At 70.0% G+C, this 20,690-nt stretch carries 18 protein-coding genes; 13 read left to right on the top strand and 5 right to left on the bottom strand.

Annotation, left to right across the window (positions count from 1 at the left end; genetic code table 11):
* Positions 1-16: 16 nt before the first annotated feature.
* The 6 genes from ACXN5W_RS09950 to ACXN5W_RS09925 all read left to right on the top strand — a co-directional run bounded on the left by ACXN5W_RS09950 (position 17) and on the right by ACXN5W_RS09925 (position 7,802).
* Positions 17-241 (top strand): ferredoxin, encoded by a 225-nt coding sequence (locus tag ACXN5W_RS09950; RefSeq protein ID WP_473157902.1) that lies wholly within the window; start codon positions 17-19, stop codon positions 239-241.
* A 127-nt stretch (positions 242-368) separates the two neighbouring features.
* Positions 369-1,880 carry an FAD-dependent monooxygenase gene (locus tag ACXN5W_RS09945; protein ID WP_473157901.1) on the top strand — a complete coding sequence of 504 codons (1,512 nt, stop codon included), beginning with the start codon at positions 369-371 and terminating at the stop codon, positions 1,878-1,880.
* A 16-nt stretch (positions 1,881-1,896) separates the two neighbouring features.
* On the top strand, positions 1,897-4,170 hold the full coding sequence (locus ACXN5W_RS09940) for an SDR family oxidoreductase (protein ID WP_473157900.1): 2,274 nt from the start codon (positions 1,897-1,899) through the stop codon (positions 4,168-4,170).
* A gap of 29 nt (positions 4,171-4,199) precedes the next feature.
* Positions 4,200-5,639: an MFS transporter gene (locus tag ACXN5W_RS09935; RefSeq protein WP_473157899.1), complete on the top strand. Its 1,440-nt coding sequence runs from the start codon at positions 4,200-4,202 to the stop codon at positions 5,637-5,639.
* A 26-nt stretch (positions 5,640-5,665) separates the two neighbouring features.
* Entirely contained in the window at positions 5,666-7,138 is a 1,473-nt protein-coding gene (locus tag ACXN5W_RS09930) for an FAD-dependent monooxygenase (RefSeq protein WP_473157898.1), read from the top strand.
* Between the two features lie 10 nt (positions 7,139-7,148).
* Entirely contained in the window at positions 7,149-7,802 is a 654-nt protein-coding gene (locus tag ACXN5W_RS09925; RefSeq protein WP_473157897.1) for a hypothetical protein, read from the top strand.
* Positions 7,803-7,905: 103 nt separating this feature from the next.
* Here the strand turns inward: ACXN5W_RS09925 and ACXN5W_RS09920 are convergent, their stop codons facing one another.
* A complete protein-coding gene (locus tag ACXN5W_RS09920; protein WP_473157896.1) occupies positions 7,906-8,355 on the bottom strand; it encodes a MarR family winged helix-turn-helix transcriptional regulator in 450 nt (149 codons plus the stop codon).
* Between the two features lie 137 nt (positions 8,356-8,492).
* Here ACXN5W_RS09920 and ACXN5W_RS09915 point away from each other — a divergent pair, with 137 nt between their 5' ends.
* Entirely contained in the window at positions 8,493-9,992 is a 1,500-nt protein-coding gene (locus ACXN5W_RS09915) for an MFS transporter (protein ID WP_473157895.1), read from the top strand.
* A gap of 246 nt (positions 9,993-10,238) precedes the next feature.
* A complete protein-coding gene (locus ACXN5W_RS09910) occupies positions 10,239-10,877 on the top strand; it encodes an antibiotic biosynthesis monooxygenase (protein ID WP_473157894.1) in 639 nt (212 codons plus the stop codon).
* Here the strand turns inward: ACXN5W_RS09910 and rfbB are convergent.
* The 3 genes from rfbB to ACXN5W_RS09895 are packed head-to-tail and all read right to left on the bottom strand — an operon-like array spanning position 10,867 to position 14,186.
* Positions 10,867-11,880, bottom strand: coding sequence for a dTDP-glucose 4,6-dehydratase (gene rfbB / locus ACXN5W_RS09905; protein WP_473157893.1), 1,014 nt, complete (start codon positions 11,878-11,880; stop codon positions 10,867-10,869). The genes ACXN5W_RS09910 and rfbB overlap by 11 nt on opposite strands.
* Before the next feature lie 3 nt (positions 11,881-11,883).
* Entirely contained in the window at positions 11,884-12,753 is an 870-nt protein-coding gene (gene rfbA / locus ACXN5W_RS09900; protein WP_473157892.1) for a glucose-1-phosphate thymidylyltransferase RfbA, read from the bottom strand.
* On the bottom strand, positions 12,750-14,186 hold the full coding sequence (locus ACXN5W_RS09895; protein ID WP_473157964.1) for an NDP-hexose 2,3-dehydratase family protein: 1,437 nt from the start codon (positions 14,184-14,186) through the stop codon (positions 12,750-12,752). The genes rfbA and ACXN5W_RS09895 overlap by 4 nt, the downstream gene beginning before the upstream one ends.
* Before the next feature lie 408 nt (positions 14,187-14,594).
* Between ACXN5W_RS09895 and ACXN5W_RS09890 the strand changes: the two genes are divergently transcribed.
* The 3 genes from ACXN5W_RS09890 to rfbH are packed head-to-tail and all read left to right on the top strand — an operon-like array spanning position 14,595 to position 18,269.
* Positions 14,595-15,878: an activator-dependent family glycosyltransferase gene (locus tag ACXN5W_RS09890; protein WP_473157891.1), complete on the top strand. Its 1,284-nt coding sequence runs from the start codon at positions 14,595-14,597 to the stop codon at positions 15,876-15,878.
* Between the two features lie 36 nt (positions 15,879-15,914).
* Positions 15,915-16,901: a Gfo/Idh/MocA family protein gene (locus ACXN5W_RS09885; protein ID WP_473157890.1), complete on the top strand. Its 987-nt coding sequence runs from the start codon at positions 15,915-15,917 to the stop codon at positions 16,899-16,901.
* Between the two features lie 51 nt (positions 16,902-16,952).
* Complete coding sequence (gene rfbH / locus ACXN5W_RS09880) at positions 16,953-18,269, top strand: lipopolysaccharide biosynthesis protein RfbH (protein WP_473157889.1); 1,317 nt, start codon at positions 16,953-16,955, stop codon at positions 18,267-18,269.
* A gap of 79 nt (positions 18,270-18,348) precedes the next feature.
* On the opposite strand, the gene ACXN5W_RS09875 is transcribed toward rfbH, so the two are convergent.
* A complete protein-coding gene (locus tag ACXN5W_RS09875) occupies positions 18,349-18,825 on the bottom strand; it encodes a MarR family winged helix-turn-helix transcriptional regulator (protein ID WP_473157888.1) in 477 nt (158 codons plus the stop codon).
* 205 nt (positions 18,826-19,030) lie between these two features.
* Here ACXN5W_RS09875 and ACXN5W_RS09870 point away from each other — a divergent pair, with 205 nt between their 5' ends.
* Both ACXN5W_RS09870 and ACXN5W_RS09865 read left to right on the top strand, forming a co-directional pair.
* On the top strand, positions 19,031-19,594 hold the full coding sequence (locus ACXN5W_RS09870) for an NADPH-dependent FMN reductase (protein WP_473157887.1): 564 nt from the start codon (positions 19,031-19,033) through the stop codon (positions 19,592-19,594).
* Between the two features lie 327 nt (positions 19,595-19,921).
* On the top strand, positions 19,922-20,665 hold the full coding sequence (locus ACXN5W_RS09865) for a GNAT family N-acetyltransferase (protein WP_473157886.1): 744 nt from the start codon (positions 19,922-19,924) through the stop codon (positions 20,663-20,665).
* Positions 20,666-20,690: the final 25 nt, after the last annotated feature.

Genomic DNA, 20,690 nt, shown 5'->3' with positions numbered 1-20,690 from the left:
GCGAAGGAGCAGCACAGTGCGACCAGCAGTGTCGGTAGACCGGGCCCTCTGTCGCGGCACCGGGCTGTGCGAGGTGATGGAGAGCCGGGTGTTCCGGCTCGACGAAGAGGACGTGGCCGTCGTCCGTCCGTTCGACGACGACAGCCGGCAGATCGAGCCCGAGCGTCTGCGCACGGTGGCTGACTGCTGCCCGACGGGGGCGATCACGGTCTCGCTCGACGAAGAGCCGTCCGCGCGGTGATCCGGAGGGTGGCGTCCGCCATCCGTGGCGAGGTCGCGGTCCGGTTCGCGCGGGCCGGTCGGGACGTGGGGATCGCCGGCGGTCGCCACCGGGGTGGATCCGACAACCGTCAACGAGGGAGGGTGTAATGGACGCCGAAGTGATCGTCGTGGGCGCCGGTCCCGCGGGTCTGATGCTCGCGGGCGAGCTGCGCCTCGCGGGGGTGACCGTCCTGGTCCTGGAGCGGCTGCCGCAGCGGACCGGTGAGTCGCGCGGCCTCGGCTTCACAACCCGGACCATGGAGATCTTCGACCAGCGGGGCCTGCTGTCGCGGTTCGGCGAGGTGGAGGTCAGCAACCTGGGGCACTTCGGCGGGTTGCCGGTCGACTTCTCGATCCTGGACGGCGCGCACCAGGCGGCCAAGACCATACCGCAGTCGCACACGGAGGCGGTGCTCGAGAACTGGGCGACCGGACTGGGTGCCGACCTCCGGCGTGGCTGGGAGACGCTCGACCTCACCGACGGTGGCGACGCGGTCAGCGTCGAGGCCCGTGGGCCCGATGGGACGGTGCGGGAGTTTCGGGCCGGCTGGTTGGTCGGCTGTGACGGCGGGCGCAGCCTGGTGCGCAAGAAGGCCAGTTTCGACTTCCCGGGCACCCCGGCCACCATGGAGATGTTCCTCGCGGACGTGCGAGGGCTGAACCTCGAACCCCGCATGATCGGCGAGACGCTGCCGGGCGGCATGATCATGGTGGGCAACCTGCCGGGCGGCATCACCCGGCTGATCGTCTGCGAGCGCGGCACCCCGCCCCGGCGCCGCACCAGCCCACCCGAGTACGACGAGGTCAGCGCCGCGTGGAAGCGGCTGACGGGCGAGGACATCTCGCATGGCGAGCCGGTGTGGCTGAGCGCCTTCGGCGACCCCGCCCGGCTGGTCACCGAGTATCGCCGGGGCCGGGTCCTGCTCGCTGGCGACGCCGCGCACGTACACCTGCCGGCCGGGGGGCAGGGCATGAACACGAGCATCCAGGACTCGGTGAACCTCGGCTGGAAACTCGCCGCCGTGATCCGCGGCACCGCCCCGGAACGACTGCTGGACACGTACCACGAGGAGCGGCACGAGGTCGGTCGGCGACTGTTGATCAACACGCAGGCCCAGGGCCTGCTGTTCCTCGGCGGCCCCGAGGTTCATCCGCTGCGGGACGTGTTGCGCGAGCTCATCGGGTACGACGTGGTGGCCCGGCACCTGGCCGCCATGGTCAGCGGGCTGGAGATCCGCTACGACGTCGGTGGTGGCAGCCACCCGCTGCTGGGTCGCCGAATGCCGCACCTGGAACTCGCCGGCGACCCACTGCGACCGAGCAGCACCCACGCCCTCCGTTCCGGTCGGGGTGTGCTGCTCGACCTGGCCGACAACGCCGCGCTGCGGCGGCGGGCAGCGGGATGGTCCGACCGCGTCGACGTCGTCACCGCGGTTCCCAGCGAAGCTCCCGCGGACCTGCGGGACACCTCCGCCGTGCTGGTGCGGCCCGACGGGTACGTCGCCTGGGCCGCCCCGGGCAGTTGGAGTGACCTGCCGATGGCGCTCGAACGCTGGTTCGGGCCGGCGCGCCGGGCGTGCCTGGGCGATCAGCGGCGACAGCCGTACCCGCACCGGTAGCGGAGCGAGGAGAGTCATGCAGCAGACCGACGTCGTCATCGTCGGGGCCGGGCCCGTCGGGCTGATGCTCGCCGGTGAGCTGCGGCTCGGCGGCGTGCGAGTGGTCGTCCTGGAACGCCGCGCGACACCGATGACGGAATCCCGGGCCTCCACGCTGCACGCGCGCACCATGGAGATCCTGGACAGCCGCGGACTGGTGGAACGGCTCGGAACCCCACCCGTGGAACCGCGCGGACACTTCGGCGGCATTCCGATGGACCTGACCGTGCCGAGCCCGTTCTCCGGGCAGTGGAAGGTGCCGCAGACACAGCTGGAGGCGGTGCTGCAGGACTGGGCGGTCGAGCTGGGTGCCCAGGTGCGGCGCGGGTACGACGTCCGTCAGGTCGAGGACCGGCCGGAAGGGGTACGGGTCCTCGCCGACGGACCGGACGGACCGGTGCCGGTGCGGGCCTCGTGGGTCGTCGCCTGCGACGGTGAGAACAGCACGACCCGACGCCTGCTCGGCGCGGACTTTCCCGGACAGGACCCGACCCGGGAACTCCTGCGCGCCGATGTCGCCGGCATCGACATCCCGGACCGCAGGTTCCAGCGGCTGCCCCGGGGTCTGGCCATCGCGGCCCGTCGACCCGACGGTGTCACCCGGGTCATGGTGGGTGTCTTCGACGCGCCCGCCCGGGAGCGCACCGCGGCCCCGACCTTCGCCGAGGTGTGCGAGAGCTGGCTGCTGGTCACCGGCGAGGACATCCGGCACGGCACGCCGACGTGGTTGAACGCCTTCGACGACACGTCCCGTCAGCTGTCGGCGTACCGGCACGGCCGGGTCCTGTTCGCTGGCGACGCCGCGCACCGCCAGATGCCGGTCGGCGGTCAGGCTCTCAACCTCGGACTCCAGGACGCGATCAATCTCGGCTGGAAGCTCGCTCTGCGGGTGTCGAAGGGATCACCCGCCGGGTCCCTGGACAGCTACCACGACGAGCGCCACCCGGTGGGTCGGCGGGTACTGACGAACATCAGGGCACAGGCGATGCTGCAACTGGGCGGCCCCGAGGTCGAGCCGGCGCGGCAGGTGATCACCGAACTGCTCGGCTACGAGCAGACCCGGGCCCACCTGGCCGCCATGATCGCCGGAACCGACATCCGGTACGAGGCGGCGCAGGCGCGGCACGAGCTGCACGGGGCCCGGTTCCCCGTCCTGCGGTTGCACACCGCCGACGGGGCCGTCACCAGCGCCGGCCTGCTCCGGAACGGTCGGGCGTTGCTCCTCGACCTGACCGGTGACGGTGCCGGGCGGGAACGGTTCCAGCAGCGGTGCGCGCCGTGGGCGGACCGGCTGACGGTCGTCGCGGCGCAGCCGGTCGCGTCAGCCGCGCCGGTCAGCGGATGGGCGTTCCTGATCCGGCCGGACGGCCATGTCTGCTGGGCGGGCACTCGGCCCGACGACGCACTCGACGCAACGATCCGGCGTTGGTTCGGTCACCCCGACCGGGCCCGTTTCCATGCACCGACCAGTCGAACGCGGGAGAACAGCATGAAACTGAGCGGAAAGTCGGCACTCGTGACGGGCGCGAGCCGGGGTATGGGTCGGGCCACCGCCCGGCGGCTCGCCGCCGAGGGGGCGCTGGTGGCCGTCCACTACGCAAACGGGGCTCAGGCGGCGGAGTCGGTGGTCGCCGACATCGAGCGCGACGGCGGCCGGGCGTTCTCGGTTCAGGCCGACCTGAGCACGTCCGGTGCGGTACACGAACTCTTCCTCGCCCTCGAACAGGGTCTGAAGGAACGTACCGGTACGGCGGAACTGCACATCCTGGTCAACAACGCGGGCGTGATGACCGGGGGCGGCGCCCCGGAGGACACCACCGAGGAGACCTTCGACCGGGTGTTCGCGGTGAACGCGAAGGCGCCGTTCTTCGTGATCCAGCGGGCCCTGCGAAACATGCCCGACGGTGGTCGCATCGTCAACATCTCGTCCGGGTTGACCCGGGTCGCCAACCCCGACGAGGTCGCGTACGCGATGAGCAAGGGCGCGGTCGAGCAACTCGCCCTGCACTTCGCGAAGTACCTGGGACCGCGCGGGATCACCGTCAACAGCGTGGCACCCGGGATCACCCGTAACGACAACCCGGTATTCGGCATCCCGGAGGCGGTGGAGCAGATGAGCCAGCTTTCCGTGTTCGGGCGCGTCGGCGAACCGGAGGATGTCGCGGACGTCACCGCCTTCCTCGTCTCCGACGATGCGCGGTGGGTGACGGGTGCCCTGATCGACGCCAGCGGAGGCACCTTCCTGGGCTGAGCCGGACACCGAGGACAGGAGACGCCACAGTGGACGTGATCGCCACCCGCGCCGAAACCGCCGCGTTCAGCCGACGCGAGTGGGGGCTGCTCACCGTACTGGCCGCGAATATGCTCATCGATGCCGTCGAGGTGTCCATGACGGTCGTGGCGCTGCCCTCGATCGGACGGGACCTGGACCTGGCGCCGGACACCCTGCAGTGGCTGATGACCGGGTTCGCCCTCGGCTTCGGCGGCCTGCTGCTGTTCGGCGGCCGGCTCGTCGCGCTGCGCGGCCGGCGGCCGGTGTATCTCGCCGCCCTGCTGGTGTTCGCCGCGGCGTCGGTCGCCAGCTCGCTGGCCGGCGACGTGACCGTGCTGGTGGCGCTGCGCTTCGTGAAGGGCTTCTGCGCGGCGTTGACGGCGCCGACCGGGCTGGCCATCATCGCGACCGCCTTCGCCGAGGGCACCAAGCGGGATCGGGCGATCTCCGGGTACGCCTTCGCCGGCGGCTCCGGCTTCGCCGTCGGACTGGTGCTCTCCGGCCTGCTGACCGGGGTCGCCGGCTGGCGTTGGGCGTTCGCCTCTCCCGCGCCGGTCGTGCTGCTGCTGCTCGTGTCCGGGTGGTACGTCATCCCGAGGCAGCCTCGACCGGCCCACGGTGGCGGATACGGTCTGGTGGCGGCCGGGTGCCTCAGCGCTGGTTCGGTGGCCCTGGTGTGCGGGATCGTCGGCACTCCCGCCCGATGGTGGTGGCTCGTCGTGGCGGCCGTGCTGCTGCCGGCCTTCGTCGTGGGGCAACTGCGTGGCACGGATCCGCTCGTCCGGTTGGACCTGCTGCGCCACCCGGCGCTGCTCCGGTCGATGCTCGGCGCCGCCTCGCTCAACGGCTCCTACCTGGGCCTGCTGTTCGTCGTCACGCTGCGGCTGCAACTGACCCAGGACTGGTCACCGCTGCGGACGGCGCTGGCGATGCTCCCGGCCAGCGCACCGCTGATGGTCACCTCGCTCTTCGCCGCCCGCCTGGTACGCCGGTTCGGTGCGGCCCGGCTGGTCGCCGTGGGCGCGGTACCGCCCCTGCTGGGGTACGTCTGGTACCTGCGGGTGGGCCCGTCGTCGTCGTACCTGACGGGGTTGCTGCCCGTCATGGTGCTGGTCGGTCTCGGCTTCGTGCTGAGTTTCGCCGCGCTGAACATGCTGGGTGTCTCGGCCGTCCCGCCGGCCGAGCGCCCGATGGCCGTCGGGGTCTACCAGACGGCCGTGCAACTGGCTGCCGCGTTCGCCCCCGCGGTGGTGTCGGCCCTGCTGACCGGGGGTGGGTTCGGCCCGGCGCTGTGGGCGATCTCGACACTCGGCGCCGTTGGCCTGGTCACCGCGCTGACCGGGCTGGCCCGCGGCACCCGCGGCCCGCGGGGGGCGCGGGTCCGGGAGGTGGCCGGCGACCGCGGCGCGGAGACGGCGCCCACGCCCACCGACCACACAGCGAAGTGAACCCCGCCAAGGAGAGGACGGAAGTGATGGACAGCGATGTGATCGTCGCCGGGGCCGGACCCGCCGGGTTGATGCTCGCCGCGGAGCTCCGGTTGGCCGGAGCTGACGTCATCGTGCTGGAGAAGGAGGAGGGCCCGACCGCCGAGTCGCGCGGGATGGGATTCACCGCGCGCACGTTGGAGGTGTTCGACCAGCGGGGTCTCCTGCCGAGGTTCGGTGAGCTGAACCGGTCGCCGGGTGGTCACTTCGGTAGCGTGCCGGTCAACTTCGCGGTCGCTGACGGCGCGCACGCCAGCGTCACCGGCGTTCCGCAGGCACAGACCGTGTCCGTGCTCGGCGACTGGGCCGTCGAGTTGGGCGCGGACGTGCGCCGCGGCCTTCGGCTGACCGGGTTCACCGGCGCCGACGATCACGTCGAGGTGCAGGTGGCGGGCTCGGGTGGAGCGGGGCGGCTCACCGCTTCCTACCTGGTTGGCTGCGACGGTGGCCGGAGCCTGGTCCGGCAGTCGGGCGGCTTCGGCTTTCCTGGCACCGACGCCACCGCCGAGCTTCTGCTGGCCGACGTCCGCGGTCTCGACCAACGTGAGCTCTGGTCCGGTGAGCGGCGGCCGGGTGGCATGCTGCTCGCCGCCCCGCTCGGTGACGGGCTGATGCGCATCGTGGTCTACGAGCACGGTCGGAAGCCCCGGCAGCGGGTTGGTCCGCCGTCGTTCGCCGAGGTCGCCGAGGCCTGGCAGCGGGTCAGCGGCAACGACATCTCCGATGGCGTCCCGGTGTGGGTGAGTTCCTTCGGGGACGCCGCGCGCCAGGCGTCGGAGTACCGCCGGGGCCGGGTGCTGCTCTGCGGCGACGCCGCGCACATCCATCTGCCGGCCAGCGGGCAGGGGATGAACGTCAGCATCCAGGATGCCGTCAACCTGGGCTGGAAGATGGGCGCGGTGGTGACCGGTCGGGCCGGCGACGAACTGCTGGACACCTACCACCTCGAACGGCACCCGGTCGGCGCCGATCTGTTGCGGAACACGCGGGCCCAGGCGGCGCTCTTCCTGGGGGGTGTGGAGATTCAGCCGCTGCGCGACGTGCTGACCGAGGTTTTCCGCACCGACCAGGCCGCGCGTTATCTCGCGGGTCTGGTGAGCGGCCTGGACATCCGCTACGACGTGGGACCGGGTGACCATCCGTTGCTGGGGCGACGGATCCCGCGGGTGGACCTGCTGCTGGCCGACGGCCGGCGGAGCACGACTGTGGAACTGCTGCACCGGGCACACGGGGTCCTGCTCACCCTGGGACCGGACCCCAAACCGGCCCTGATCGCCGGGGACTGGGCGGACCGGGTGGACCTGGTCTCCGCGCGGGTCGTCGACGAGCGGTCGGATCCCACGGAGGGTGCGGACGCGTTGCTGATCCGCCCCGACGGCTATGTGGCCTGGACCTCCGAGGGCGGCGATCTCGCCACCACGCTGCGTCGCTTCTTCGGCGCTCCCACCCCCCGACAGTGAGGAGTCGGCTATGAGTCTCACCGCGACCCGACGGTCGGTCATGCCGGACGTCACCCGCCCGGACGTTCGGGCGATATACCTGAGCCACTGGTACGTGCCGGACCCCGACCGGGGCCGGGCCGTGCTCGACGAGATCGCCGACGTCTGGGAGCGGACCCCCTGGCCGGTGGGGATGCTGACGTTCTCCTGCTACCTGAGCAGCGGCGGAGACACCGTGCTGACGTACACCCAGTGTTCGCGCGACGACGTCTACCGTCGTTTCGTCCGATCGCTGCCGGTGGCCGCCGCCCGGGTCGAGCCGGTGGAGTACCGCCTGGCCGGCAGCGTGCTGCTCAGCCCGGCGGCGGGTCCGCCCGCCGCGGTGGTGACCGCGAGTTTCGACGTGGACGGCCCGGAGCGGCAGCGGTTCATCGTGGACTCGGTGAGCGCGCATCTGCGTCGGGCTCCGGCCGACGAGTACGCCGGCCTGATCGCCTCCCACTTCCATGTCAGCGTCGACGGCACCCGGGTCATCAACTTCGCGGAGTGGATCAGCGACGAGACGCACGAGACCTTCCTTGAGGGCGCCACCCGGTACGGTGCGCTCCGTATCGCCAACGAGACCCCGGGGGTACGGCCGATCGGTTACACCCGCTACGGCCTGTATCGCGGCCTCGACGGCTGAGCTGGTCCGGGCCGCCGCGGGTCGCCGGGGCGCTGCCGGCGCCGTCCCGGCCGGGTACCCGACTCCTCGCGGCTGGCCACGGGTCGTGCCCACGTGGCGGTGTCTACAGGGTGGTCCGGGTGTCGGCGGGCGTACCCATGATCCGGGTCAGCATCTGTAGGAACTGCTCGCGCTCGGCCGGGTCGAGCGGTTCCAGGAACAGGTCGTTCGCCTGGTTGACGGCCCGGTCCATGTCCGCGAGGAGCTGGCGTCCCCGCTCGGTGGCGCGGACCAGATTCTGGCGGCGGTTGGCGGCGTCGGGGAAACGGGTGATCGCTCCGCGCTCCTCCAGGTCGGTGAGGAGCAGGACGAGGTTTCCGGCATCCAGATCGAGGGCCCGGCTCAGCGTGGCCTGGGTGCATTCGCCGAGCTCCGTCAGGCCGGCCATCACGCGGTAGTGCTGCATGCGTAGGCCGGTGGTGTTCAGGTGGGCGCAGAGCAGCCGGTGCGCGCGCTGAGCGGCGTGCCAGGTCACGAAGGCGTCCAGCCGGGCCAGGCGGTCGGGCCAGATCATGACGCCACTTTACGTCATCCGGTTGCGTGCACCAGCTGGTCACCATTAAGTTGGAACCACAACGTTGGTTCATACAATATTGGTCCTCCTACGATTGGCCCGAGGGCCTGCCGCCGAGAGAGCCGCAAGGAATAGCCATGTCTGATGCCACTGCCTCGCCGGCAGGAACCGACCCGAATCCACGCCGTTGGTTCGCCCTGGTCGTCATCGCCGTAGCCCAGCTCATGATCTCGGTGGACTCCACCATCGTCAGCATCGCGATGCCCTGGGCGCAGCAGAGTCTGAAAATCTCGGATGTCGACCGCCAGTGGATCGTCACCGCCTACACGCTGGCGTTCGGCGGCCTGCTGCTGCTCGGCGGTCGGATAGCGGACCTGATCGGCTATCGGCGCGCGCTGCTCGTCGGCCTGGTCGGCTTCGGCGTCGCCTCCGCGCTCGGCGGGGTGGCCGTGAACGCCGAGATGCTGCTCGGCGCCCGCGCCCTGCAGGGTGCGTTCGGCGCGTTCCTCGCTCCCGCGGGCCTTTCGCTGCTCGCCATCACCTTCACCGAACCGAAGGAACGCGCGAAGGCGTTCGGCATCTTCAGCGCCATCGCCGGCAGCGGCGCCGCGGTGGGTCTCATCCTCGGTGGCGTCCTGACCGAGTACCTCAACTGGCGGTGGTCGCTGTTGGTGAACGTCGTCTTCGCCGGGGTGGTTCTGCTCGGCGCGGTTCCCACCGTGCACGACACGCCACGCCCGCGCGACCGCGCACGGCTCGACGTCCCGGGCGCGCTGCTGGCGACCGCGGGCGCCGTGTTCCTCGTCTACGGCTTCAGTCGGGCCGACGTCGACGGCTGGGTGGCGGGCTCGACGCTGGGGCTGTTCGTCGGATTCGCCGTCCTGCTCGGGCTGTTCGTGACGGTGGAACGCCGGACCTCGGCACCGCTGCTGCCGCTGCGGGTGGTGACGGAACGCAACCGGGCGGGTGTGTTCGCCTCGCAGGCACTCGCGGTGATCTCCATGTTCGGCCTGCTGCTCATCCTCACCTACTACCTGCAGGTGGTCCGCGGCTACTCACCGCTCCAGGCGGGGGTGGCGTTCCTGCCGCTGGTCGCCGGCATGCTGGTCGGGGCCGGGCAGATCGCAAGCCGGCTGATGACCCGGATCCCACCGCGTTGGATCATGGCGCCCGGGTTCGTCGTCGCGGCGCTCGGCATGTCGCTGCTCACCCGGCTGAACGTGGACACCTCGTACTTCCTGCTGGTGCTGCCGGCCGAACTGCTGCTCGGCGTGGGGCTGGGGATGGCGTTCACGCCGGCGATCAGCCTGGCCACCCACAACGTGCGACCCCAGGACGCCGGCGTCGCCTCCGCGATGATCAACGCCTCCCAGCAGCTCGGCGGCTCGATCGGCACCGCTCTGCTGAACACGATCGCGGCCAGCGCCACGGCGAGTTGGCTGGTCGCCAATGGCGGCGACTCCGCCCGGTCGAGTCAGGCGGCCGTGCACGGCTATGCCATCGCCATGCGGTGGACCGTCGGAATTCTCCTGGTCGCGGCCCTCGTCGTGGTGTTGGCGATCAACACCGGACGCCTGGAGCAGGAGGAGGCAACGGCCGCGGAGCCGCAGGCGGACCTCGAGAACTCCTCACCCTGAATCTGCTGAGCCGGGAGATCCCGGGTGGTGCGGCTCCCCGGCCGCCGTGGTGGCCCGGCCGGCCCGCGGCCCGGCCCGACGCGACCGCCCGTCTCCTCGGCCCCTCCGGACCCCGGCTCATCGTCCCGGCGCCCCCCGACCGGGACGATGAGCCGGTCGCCGCATGACCAGCCGGATTCGTTCACAGCCCGCGACTTCGGCGAGCGGGACCGGGCTGTCCACACCGAGAAACCGGAGGCATCTCCCATGGCCACGTCCACCACCAGTTTTCCGGATGTCAACCGTCCGGGCGTCGGGATCGTGCTGGTAGCCCCGCTGTACGTCGGGTCGGCCGAGCGGCAGCAGGCGGAGGTCGAGCGGGTGATGACGCCCTACCGGACCGGTGCCCTGCCCGAGGGCTTCCTGTCCATGACCGCCTTCGTCAGCACCGACGACGAGAACGTGCTGACCTACGCCCAGTGGACCACCGACGACGCCTACCGCGAGTTCGTCCGTTCCGGTGGCCTGGGTGAGCTCGACGAGGACGCCACCGAGCCCGTGCGCTACCGGCTCTACCGCGGGCGGGTGCTGGAGCCGGAGAGTGTGGCGGGGGCCCTCGTCGCGCCCGTGTTCGACGTGGACGGCCGGGACCGGCAGCGGCGGTCCGCGGACGCGTTGGTGGACGGTCCGCTCGGCAAGCCCTTCCCGGGCCTGGTGGCCTCGCACTTCCACCTCAGCGTGGACGGCACCCGGGTGCTCAACTGGGCCGAATGGACCGACGAGGAGGCCCACCTGCGCTTCGGCGCGAGCGAGCTGCCGCACGAGTGCCTGCGTGCCATCACCATGCCGGGCGTTCGCGGCATCGGGGGCAAGCGCTACCTGCTGGCCGAGTCGATCACACGCTGAACCGCATCAGGGCCCGGCCCGCCTCCCTCGCGGCGGCCCGCTCCTGTGCGGCACGCCACCACTCGGTGTTGTCCCGATACCAGGCCACGGTCGCCGCGAGGCCGTCGTCCAGCCGGGTCTGCGGCGCCCAGCCGAGCTCCCGCCTGATCTTGGTGTCGTCAAGGGCGTAGCGCCGGTCGTGCCCCTTGCGGTCCTCGACCGCCCGGATCATCGTGGGCGGAGCGTCGCAGAGCCTCAGGATCTCCTCGGTGAGATCGAGATTGGTTCTCGCCTCCCCGCCTCCGACGTTGTAGATCTCCCCGGCCCGTCCCCGGGTCAGGACCGCGTGCACGGCCCGGCAGTGGTCGTCGACGTGCAGCCACTCGCGGACGTTCCGGCCGTCGCCGTACAGCGGCACGGGCCGGCCGTCGAGCAGGTTCGTCACGAAGCGCGGGATGAGCTTCTCGGGATGTTGATAGGGACCGTAGTTGTTCGAGCACCGGGTGACGCAGACGTCCAGGTTGTGGGTACGCCAGTAGGCGCGGGCGATCAGGTCCGACGACGCCTTCGACGCGGCGTAGGGAGAATTCGGCAGCAGCGGGCACTCCTCGGTCCAGGCGCCCTCGGCGATGGAGCCGTACACCTCGTCCGTGGAGACGTGGACCACGCGCCCCACCCGGGCGTCGAGCGCCGCCTCCAGCAGGGTCTGGGTGCCGCAGGCGTTGGTCCGCACGAACTCGCCAGCGCCCTCGACAGACCGGTCCACGTGGGACTCGGCGGCGAAATGCACCACGGCGTCGTGCCCGGGCAGCACGTCGCGCAGCGCCGCAGCGTCGCAGACGTCACCGCGGATCAGCACCAACCGGCGGGCGCCGACCGGGAGGTTGTGCCAACTGCCGGCATAGGTGAGCTTGTCGAACACGGTCACGTCGACGGTGTCGGGTGCCGCGTACCGCCCCGACAGCAGACCTCGGACGTAGTTCGAACCGATGAAGCCGGCGCCACCGGTCACCAGAATTCTCATGACTCAGTCCTCTGCGGTGATGTCCATGATGTACTTCCCGTATGACGATCCGCTGAGCTGGCTGCCGAGCTGATGGCACGCCGCCCTGCTGATGAACCCCATCCGCCAGGCGATTTCCTCGATGCACGCGATACGGACGCCCTGACGGTTCTCCAGGATCTGGACGTACTGGTTCGCCTCGACGAGCGAGTCGGGCGTTCCAGCGTCGAGCCAGACGAACCCTCGGCCGAGCGCGACGAGTTCCGCCTTACCCCGCTCCAAGTAGACCCGGTTGACGTCGGTGATCTCGAGTTCCCCCCGTTCGGAGGGGCGGATGTTCTTCGCCACGTCGACGACGTCGTTGTCGTACAGGTAGAGGCCGGTCAGCGCCAGGTTGGACCGGGGCCGGGCCGGTTTCTCCTCGATCGAGATCAGGCGCCCAGCGGCGTCCGCCTCGCCGACGCCGAAGCGTCCCGGCTCGTACACCGGGTAACCGAAGAGGACACATCCGTCGATCTCACGAACCTTGCTCCGGAGGAGCGCGCTGAGTCCGGGGCCGTGGAACAGATTGTCTCCGAGCACCAGGGCGACCGGCTCGGAGCCGATGTGCCGGGCGCCGATCAGGAATGCCTCGGCCAACCCTCGGGGCTGGTCCTGGACGGCGTAGGAGAGGCAGAGCCCGAGCTTGGTACCGTCGCCGAGCAGTCGCTGGAAGCCGCTGAGGTCGGCCGGGGAAGAGATGATCTGGATGTCGGTGATCCCGGCCAGCATGAGGACCGAGAGCGGATAGTAGATCATTGGCTTGTCGTAGACCGGCAGCATCTGCTTGGACGCACCGAGGGTGATCGGGTACAGCCGGCTGCCGGTACCGCCGGCCAGGATGATGCCTTTCACGAGCGGTCCTCTCTGGGTCGGTGACGGTTGTCCGGCGCGCCGCACTGCCCCAACGAACGCAGGCAGGCCAGCAACGAGCGGGCCTGCACGTTGAGGTAGTGGCCGTGACGGGACAGCGCGGACAGCTGGCCGGGGGTGACCCAGGCGTAGCCGTCGGGCGGGACCACCGGTACCTCCGGAAGGACGTCAGCGTCGAGGATCAGGTACCGGCTCTCGGCGTTGATGAATCGGCCGCCCTCCTCCGAATGCACGGCCTGGTAGCGGATCGCGCTGTCGACCACGGCGCCGGCATGGTCCAGCAGCGGCGGACGGGCGGCGGGATCGAGATGCTCGTAGTTGAGCGGGATGCCCTGCACGCTCGGTGCCAGCTCGATCGTGTCGAGGAAACCGCCCTCGGCCCGGGCGTGCACCAGCACGTGGCGAACCCCGGAGAAGGTTCTGGTGTAGAAGGCGATGACGCCGGGGGCCACCGGTTCGATCAACGGCTGGGTCCAGCCCTTGACCTCGCGGTTCGCCGCCTGTACGGCAGCGGCCACCACGGAGAAGTACCGTCGGTGTTCGTGCCTGATCGCGTACCCGTCGCGTCGCCAACCGAGGAGTCCGTCGAGGCCGACCCGCCGGGCCCGCACATGGTGCCGGGTCCGCTGGCTGGTGATCCAGGACAGCAGTTCGACGTCGGACATCAACGCGGTCTCGTCCGGCTCGCCGCCGGGCAGGCAGGACAGCACGGTACGAGCGTCCATGTTCACCACGTTGTCCAGGTGGAGGAGCTGGTGGATCTGCCGCAGGGTGAGCCAGCAGAAGTCGGGGAGGAGGGAGACCTTTCCGGTGACCTCCACGACCATGTTCCGGTTCGACTTCCGAAGGAACCAGGCCCCGTGTTCGGACTGGAGCACGTCCGCGATCACCCGTTCGGGTCGCGGCGCGACGAAATGCTCGATGTAGTTCACCGCCGAACCGCGGTGGGCCCCGGTGTAGTTGCTGCGGGTCGCCTGTACGGTTGGTGAGAGCTGGATGAAGTTCCGGTTGCCCGGCTCCATCTTGGCCTGCATCAGAAAATGCAGAACGCCGCCGAACTCCTTGGCCAGGATGCCGAGGACGCCAACCTCCGGCTGTTCGATGATCGGCTGGTGCCACTCCCGCAATGGTCCGTCGCCGTAGGGCTCGCCGAGTTCCGTGACGTGTAGGCCGCCGACGGTGAAGAATCGGCCACTGCGGTGGACCAGATCACCGGTGTCCGGCGCGAAGGACCAGGCGTCGAGGGCGTCGAAGGGGATGCGTCGGACACTGTATCTGTTGGCCTGTCGACGCTGGTCGAGCCATTGTGGGACTTGCTCGGTGGGGATGAAGACGCCCTCGGTGTGCGCGGACTCGGCTATCCGGCGAGGCGTGGTGAGCGGCACACGGCGGCGTAGGGGAGGGGGGCGGAGCAGCCCGGGAATGGTCTTGATCGGCATCGAGATAGCTCCTGCGTCGAAAGCTCACGGCGACGTGCGAGCGGTAGACCGTGCCCGACCGGCGAACTTTCGGCATGACATTCCGAAATTCTCGGCGTCACTGGGGTGGAGCGCAGTGTCGGGCGATTGTTGAACGTCAACGTTGGTCGATACAACGATAGTGCGGAACCCGCATTGCTGCAACACCGCGATGCGGCTCTTTGCTATTGATCCGACGGGTGGCCTCGCGGTTGGCGATGATTTGACGAAATCTTGCCGCAGTCCTGCATGGGAAAGCTTGACACCCTATCTGCGAAGCGCTGACGATGTCATCCATTGGTCGAACTGCACAGCATTGGTGCGCGGCTGTCTTCGTGCGATTTCTAGCAGAACGGAACCGTCCGTATGCGTATCCTGTTCGCCATCCTTCCGGTCACGTCCCACCTGCTGCCACTGGCCCCGCTGGCCTGGGCCCTGCAGAGCGTCGGGCACGAGGTCCGGGTGGTCACCCACAAGCATCCGACGATGGCCGACACGATCACCGGCACCGGACTCACCGCCGTGTCGCTGGGCGAGGAGATCGATCTGGCCGCCGCCGTGCAGGCCACGTTCGACAACGACACGCTGCACCAGATCGCCGAGGCGGTGGGCGTGGATCCCGCCGACAGCAACCTGTGGCAGATGGTTCGCAACTACGCGGTCTGTACGTTCGCCATGTACCACGCCACGGACCCGGCCGGCACCCCGAAGTCGCGGATGACGGATGAGCTGGTGGACTTCGTCCGGAGTTGGCGCCCGGAGTTGGTGATCTGGGATCCACTGTTCTTTCCCGCGCCGGTGGCGGCCCGGGCTGGTGGCGCCGTCCACGCCCGCCTGCTGTGGGGGCTTGACCGGTTCGGCTGGATCAGGAGCAGGTTCCGGGACCGGCTCGACCGGTCACCTGCCGACGAGCCGCGGCTGGACCTGATGGCCGAGATGATGAGGCCGACGCTGGAGCGGTTCGGCCAGGAGTTCGACGAGGAACTGCTGGTCGGTCAGTGGACGATCGATCCGACACCACCCGACATGCGGCTGCCGGTCGAACTGGACTACGTTCCGGTCCGTCCGGTGCCCTACAACGGCGCCGCCGTGGTGCCGGAGTGGCTGCTGGAGCCGCCGCGCCGCCCACGGGTCTGCCTCACGCTCGGCACGAGTGGTCGCGAACTGTTCGCGGGCAACGAGATATCGGTGACGGAGATCCTCCACTCGGCGGCGGACCTGGACGTCGAGGTGGTCGCGACGCTGAACGCCACCCAACTGGCCGGCGTGACGAGCATCCCGGACAACGTCCGGGTCATCGAGTACGTCCCGCTCAACCTTCTTCTGCCGACCTGCTCGGCCATCATCCACCTCGGCGGAACCGGCACCCTGGCCGCCGCGCTGGCGCAGGGAGTGCCGCAGATCCTGATCCCGAAGGACGGTTCGGAATACGTCGACTTCTCCAACCGGGTCGCCCGGCGCGGTGCCGGGATCCTGATCGACCAGCGGGATCTGACCGTGGAGAGGGTGCGGGACAGCCTGCGGCGGGTCCTGACCGAGGAGTCGTTCCGGGAGCGCGCGGTGGAACTCCACGAGGAACTGACGGCCATGCCCAGCCCGGTGGACCTGGTCCCGGTCCTGGCGGAGCTGACCGAGAAGCATGGCCGTTGACGACGGCAGTCCCGGCGAATCGAACGGAGCGGGCAGATGAACGCCACGCCACTGCGTATCGGTGTGCTCGGCTGCGCGAGCATCGCGTATCGCCGAATGCTGCCGGCCATCGTCGCCAACCCCGAGGTGCGACTGCTGGCGATCGCCAGCCGGACCGGGGAGAAGGCGGAGCGGTTCGCCGAGCGCTTCGGCGGCGAGCCGATGGTCGGCTACGAGCGGCTGCTCGAACGCCCCGACCTGGATGCCGTGTACATCCCACTGCCGGCGGTGCTGCACGCCGAGTGGATCGAGCGTGCGCTCCGCGCCGGAAAGCACGTCCTGTCGGAGAAGCCCGTCACCTACGACGCGAAGGAAGCCGCCGGGCTGGTCGCGCTCGCCGACTCCCGCAACCTCGTGTTGCTGGAGAGCTTCATGTTCCTGTGCCACCCCCAGCACGCGAGGGTGCGGGAGCTGGTGGCCGGCGGGGCGATCGGGGAGTTGCGTTCCCTGACGGCGGAGTTCGCCTTTCCGGCGAAGCCGGCCGACGACATCCGTTATCACCCGACCATCGGTGGCGGCGCCCTCACCGACATCGGTGTCTATCCGATCCGCACGGCGCTGCTGTACCTGGGTCCGGAGCTGGAGGTCATCGGTTCCGTCCTGCACCAGGACCAGGAACGGGGCGTCGACCTCGGTGGGTCGGCGTTGCTCGGCCGGCGGGACGGGGTGACCGCCCACCTCACCTTCGGCATGGAACACGCCTATCGCTCCCGGTACTCGCTCTGGGGCAGCAGCGGCCGGATCTCGACGCTCTGGGCCTACACGCCCCCTCCCACGCACTCTCCGGTGATCCGCGTCGAACAACAGGACCGGGTCGAGGAGCTGACCGTGCCCGCGACGGACCAGTTCGCCGCCGTCGTGTCGGCCTTCGTCGCCCGGATCCGGGACGGCGTCCCCTCCGGGCTGGAGGGCGACGCGGTGGTGACCCAGGCCGAACTGGTCGACCGCGTGCGGGAACGCGCGATCCTGCTTCCCGGCCCGTGACCCGACCCATCCCGCCGGACAGCCGCCCGTTTCGAACGTCGGAGGAATCTCATGGAGACTGTGAAGGACCGGATCCTGGAACTGGTGGGCGAATACCATCGGGAATCCGCAGCGTTCGAGTTCGTACCGGGAGTGACCCAGCTGCTGGCGTCGGGCGCGGTGCTGGACGAGCATGACCGGCTGGCCCTGGTCGAGGCCGCACTGGACCTGCGGATCGCCGCCGGGGTGAGTTCGCGCCGGTTCGAGCGGGTGTTCGGCAGGTACTTCGGCCTGCGGAAGGCGCATCTGACCAACTCGGGTTCCTCGGCGAACCTGGTGGCACTCGCCGCGCTGACCTCGCCGAAGCTGGGCGACGAGCGGCTCCGGGCCGGAGACGAGGTGATCACCGTCGCGGCGGGCTTCCCGACCACGGTGAATCCGATTGTGCAGAACGGGCTGGTTCCCGTGTTCGTCGACATCGAACTCGGCACCTACAACACCACCCCGGAACGGGTCGCGGCAGCCATCGGACCGCGTACGAGGGCGATCATGATGGCGCACTCGCTCGGCAATCCGTTCCCGGTGCGGGAGATCGCGGAGCTGGCCCGGCAACACGGCCTGTACCTGATCGAGGACAACTGCGACGCGGTCGGTTCACGCTACGAGGGCAGGCTCACCGGGACCTTCGGTGACCTGACCACGGTCAGCTTCTATCCGGCCCATCACATCACCATGGGGGAGGGCGGGTGCGTGCTGACCGACAGCCTGTCGCTCTCCCGGCTGGTGGAGTCGATGCGCGACTGGGGCCGGGACTGCTGGTGTGACCCCGGCGAGGACAACCGGTGCCAGAAACGGTTCGATCAGGAACTCGGTGGCCTGCCCCACGGGTACGACCACAAGTACATCTTCTCGCACGTGGGGTACAACCTGAAGTCGACCGACCTGCAGGCGGCACTCGGACTGACCCAACTGAGCCGGGTCGACGAGTTCGGGGCGGCCCGTCGGCGTAACTGGCAGCAGTTGCGCGCGGCCCTGGACGGCGTACCGGGACTGCTGCTCCCGGAGCCCACGCCGGGAGCCGACCCCAGCTGGTTCGGTTTCGTGCTGACCGTGCTGCCGGATGCCCCGTACAGTCGGCAGGAACTGGTCGCCTTCCTCGAGTCGAGGAGGATCTCGACGCGGCGGTTCTTCGGCGGCAACCTGACCCGCCACCCGGCCTACGCCGGAGTGAACCACCGGGTGAGCGGGGAGCTGACCAACAGTGACATCGTCACCGAGGCCACCTTCTGGGTCGGCGTCTATCCCGGCCTGACCCCGGAGATGATCAGCTATATCGCCGGGTCGATCATCGAGTTCGTCAACCGGAAGTCGTTGGTCGGCGTCGACTGAGCCGTGGCGGGCGGCGCTGGGTGCGAGAACGCCGGATGGGGCTGCTCGGTGCGCCTGGCGCCGGTCGGCAGGGTCAACGTCAGTCGGGAACCCGGGGCGGATCGGGGGGTGGGATGTCGGCCAGCTGACGCAGCAGGCTGGCGAGGAGATCGCGCTGAGCCGGTGTCAAGGACGCCAGCAGCTCATCCTGTGCCGCGTCGACGAGCCCGTCGAGCTGTGCCAGCCGGGCCCTGCCTCGCGGGGTGAGGTGGACCAGATTCCGCCGCCGGTTGGTCGGATCCGGCGTACGTCGCAGCAACCCGTCCGACTCCATGCCGTTCAGCGTGGTCACGGCATCCCCGGGGTCTATGCCGAGTCGACGGCACAGCTCCGCCTGGCTGGTCTCGCCGAACTCCTCGACGCCGGCGAGGAGGGCGTAGCGCATCCGGTCGCCCGGCTCGTCCAGCCGTCGCCCCACGAGCCGGTTGGCGCGGCTCGCCGCCTGGTGCAGCAGCCAGGACGTCAACCGTCGTAGCCGGACCGGTGGGGCGCCCGGGAGGGCCCGTTGCTCAGACACCTCGCCAGTCTAGCGATGCGTTGGAGTTCCAACGATCGGCCCGCTATCGTGGACGCCAGCAAGCTGATGGGGATTCCCGCCCGGCCGCGCCGTGGTCCCGAGCGGACTGCCGTGGCCCTCCGTTGGAGGCGGTCCACGACGAACGTGGCCGCTCCGTCCGGCCCCGACGCAGTGAGCACGTCCAGCTATCCCGAGAAGAGGATTCATGCGGATCGCCATCATCATCGGCAGCACCCGACCAGGGCGGCGGGGTGAGGCCGTTGCCCGGTGGGCGCACAAGCTCGCGTCGCAACGGGGGGACGCGGAGTACGAGATCGTTGATCTGGCCGACTTCGACCTGCCCCACCTCGACGAATCCACGCCGGCGGCGATGGGCGCGGAGCACTACGTCGGTGCGCACACCCACCGCTGGGCGCGCACCATCGACTCGTACGACGGATACGTGTTCGTCACGCCCGAGTACAACCACTCGTACACCGGGGCGCTGAAGAACGCCCTCGACTACCTCTATGTCGAGTGGCACAACAAATCCGCCGGGTTCATCGGGTACGGCCTCGCCGGCGGCACGCGGGCCGTCGAACACCTGCGCCCGGTCATGTCGGAGCTGCACCTCGCCGACGTTCGTGACCAGGTGGCGCTCAACCTCTTCACGGAGTTCGGGGAGGACGGTGAGGTACGGCCGGCTCCGCATCAGGAGGCGATCCTGCACCGGATGCTCGACCAGGTCGTGGCCTGGGGTGGGGCTCTCGCGACCCTGCGCCGGTCGTGACGAGGGCCGGTGGGTTGCCGTGGGCGGCAGCCCACCGGCTGCCGCCCCGGCTGGCCGTCCACCGGCGTGTCGACCCTGGTGAAGGTGCGGGCCCGGCCGGTCGCCACCCTGCCTGGCGGGGAAACGGGTTGGACGGAGTGGGGGACGGGCTGATAGTTTCCCTGCGCCGTGACACCAGCCGAGGAGGTGAGACCCGTGAACGTTGTATCGATGTGGGTGCTCCCCTCGTCGTCACGGACCGGCTACTGACCTAGGTGTCGCCGGGAGCGCCCCCTGAGGCGATCCCGAAAGGCACCAGTTATGAACCCTGTGGAATTCAGCCATACCGTGCTGATTTCGCGCGTCGCGTCCGGCCAGTGGCATGCGCTGGAGGACGACCTCGTGGTCGGCCGCGGCGAGGTGTCGCGCCGGCCCGACGGGCGAATGTTCGTCAGCGTCGACGCCTGGCACGGCACGGCCTTCGACCGACTGGCCGAGACAATGCTGGCGGCCCTGCCGAGGCCGCTGTACACGGTGGTCGACGAGGTCGACGTCGACCTGGTCACCCAGTGGCAGCGAGCCGGCTTCACCACGCGGCGCCGCGAGTGGGAGTACGCCGTACCCACCGACCCACGCACCACGGGCCTTGATTCGGTTCCGCCGCTGCCCGGCGTGACGGTTCTGGCCTTCGGCAGCGCGCAGGAGGGCCCGCTGCGTGATCTCGACCACGCGATCCGGGCGCAGGTCGAGGCCGGCCCCGGCTGGCCGGACATGCCGGCCGAGGTGCTGGTCCGCCCCGGGCTCGACCCGTCGAAGTACGCCGTGGCGGCACAGTCCGGCCGGTACGTGGGGCTGCTGCGGGTCGCGACGGTGACCCGGCTGCCCCGGATAGGGCTGATCGCCGTCCGGGCCGAGTGTCAGCGCCGCGGCATCGCCCGGGCGCTGCTGGCGCACGCCCTGGGCGCGCTGTACCGGATCGGCAGGGAGACGGCCTCGGCCGAGGTGAGCGAATCCAACCCGGCCGCCACGGCGTTGTTCGAGGGCATCGGCGCCGCGCGCACCGGCAGCAATCTCGAACTGGTCCTGCGCTGACCGCGACCGAAAGGAGGCGCTGACG

Source organism: Plantactinospora sp. A48 (assembly GCF_055793945.1).
This window is presented reverse-complemented; position numbering and strand designations above follow the sequence as displayed.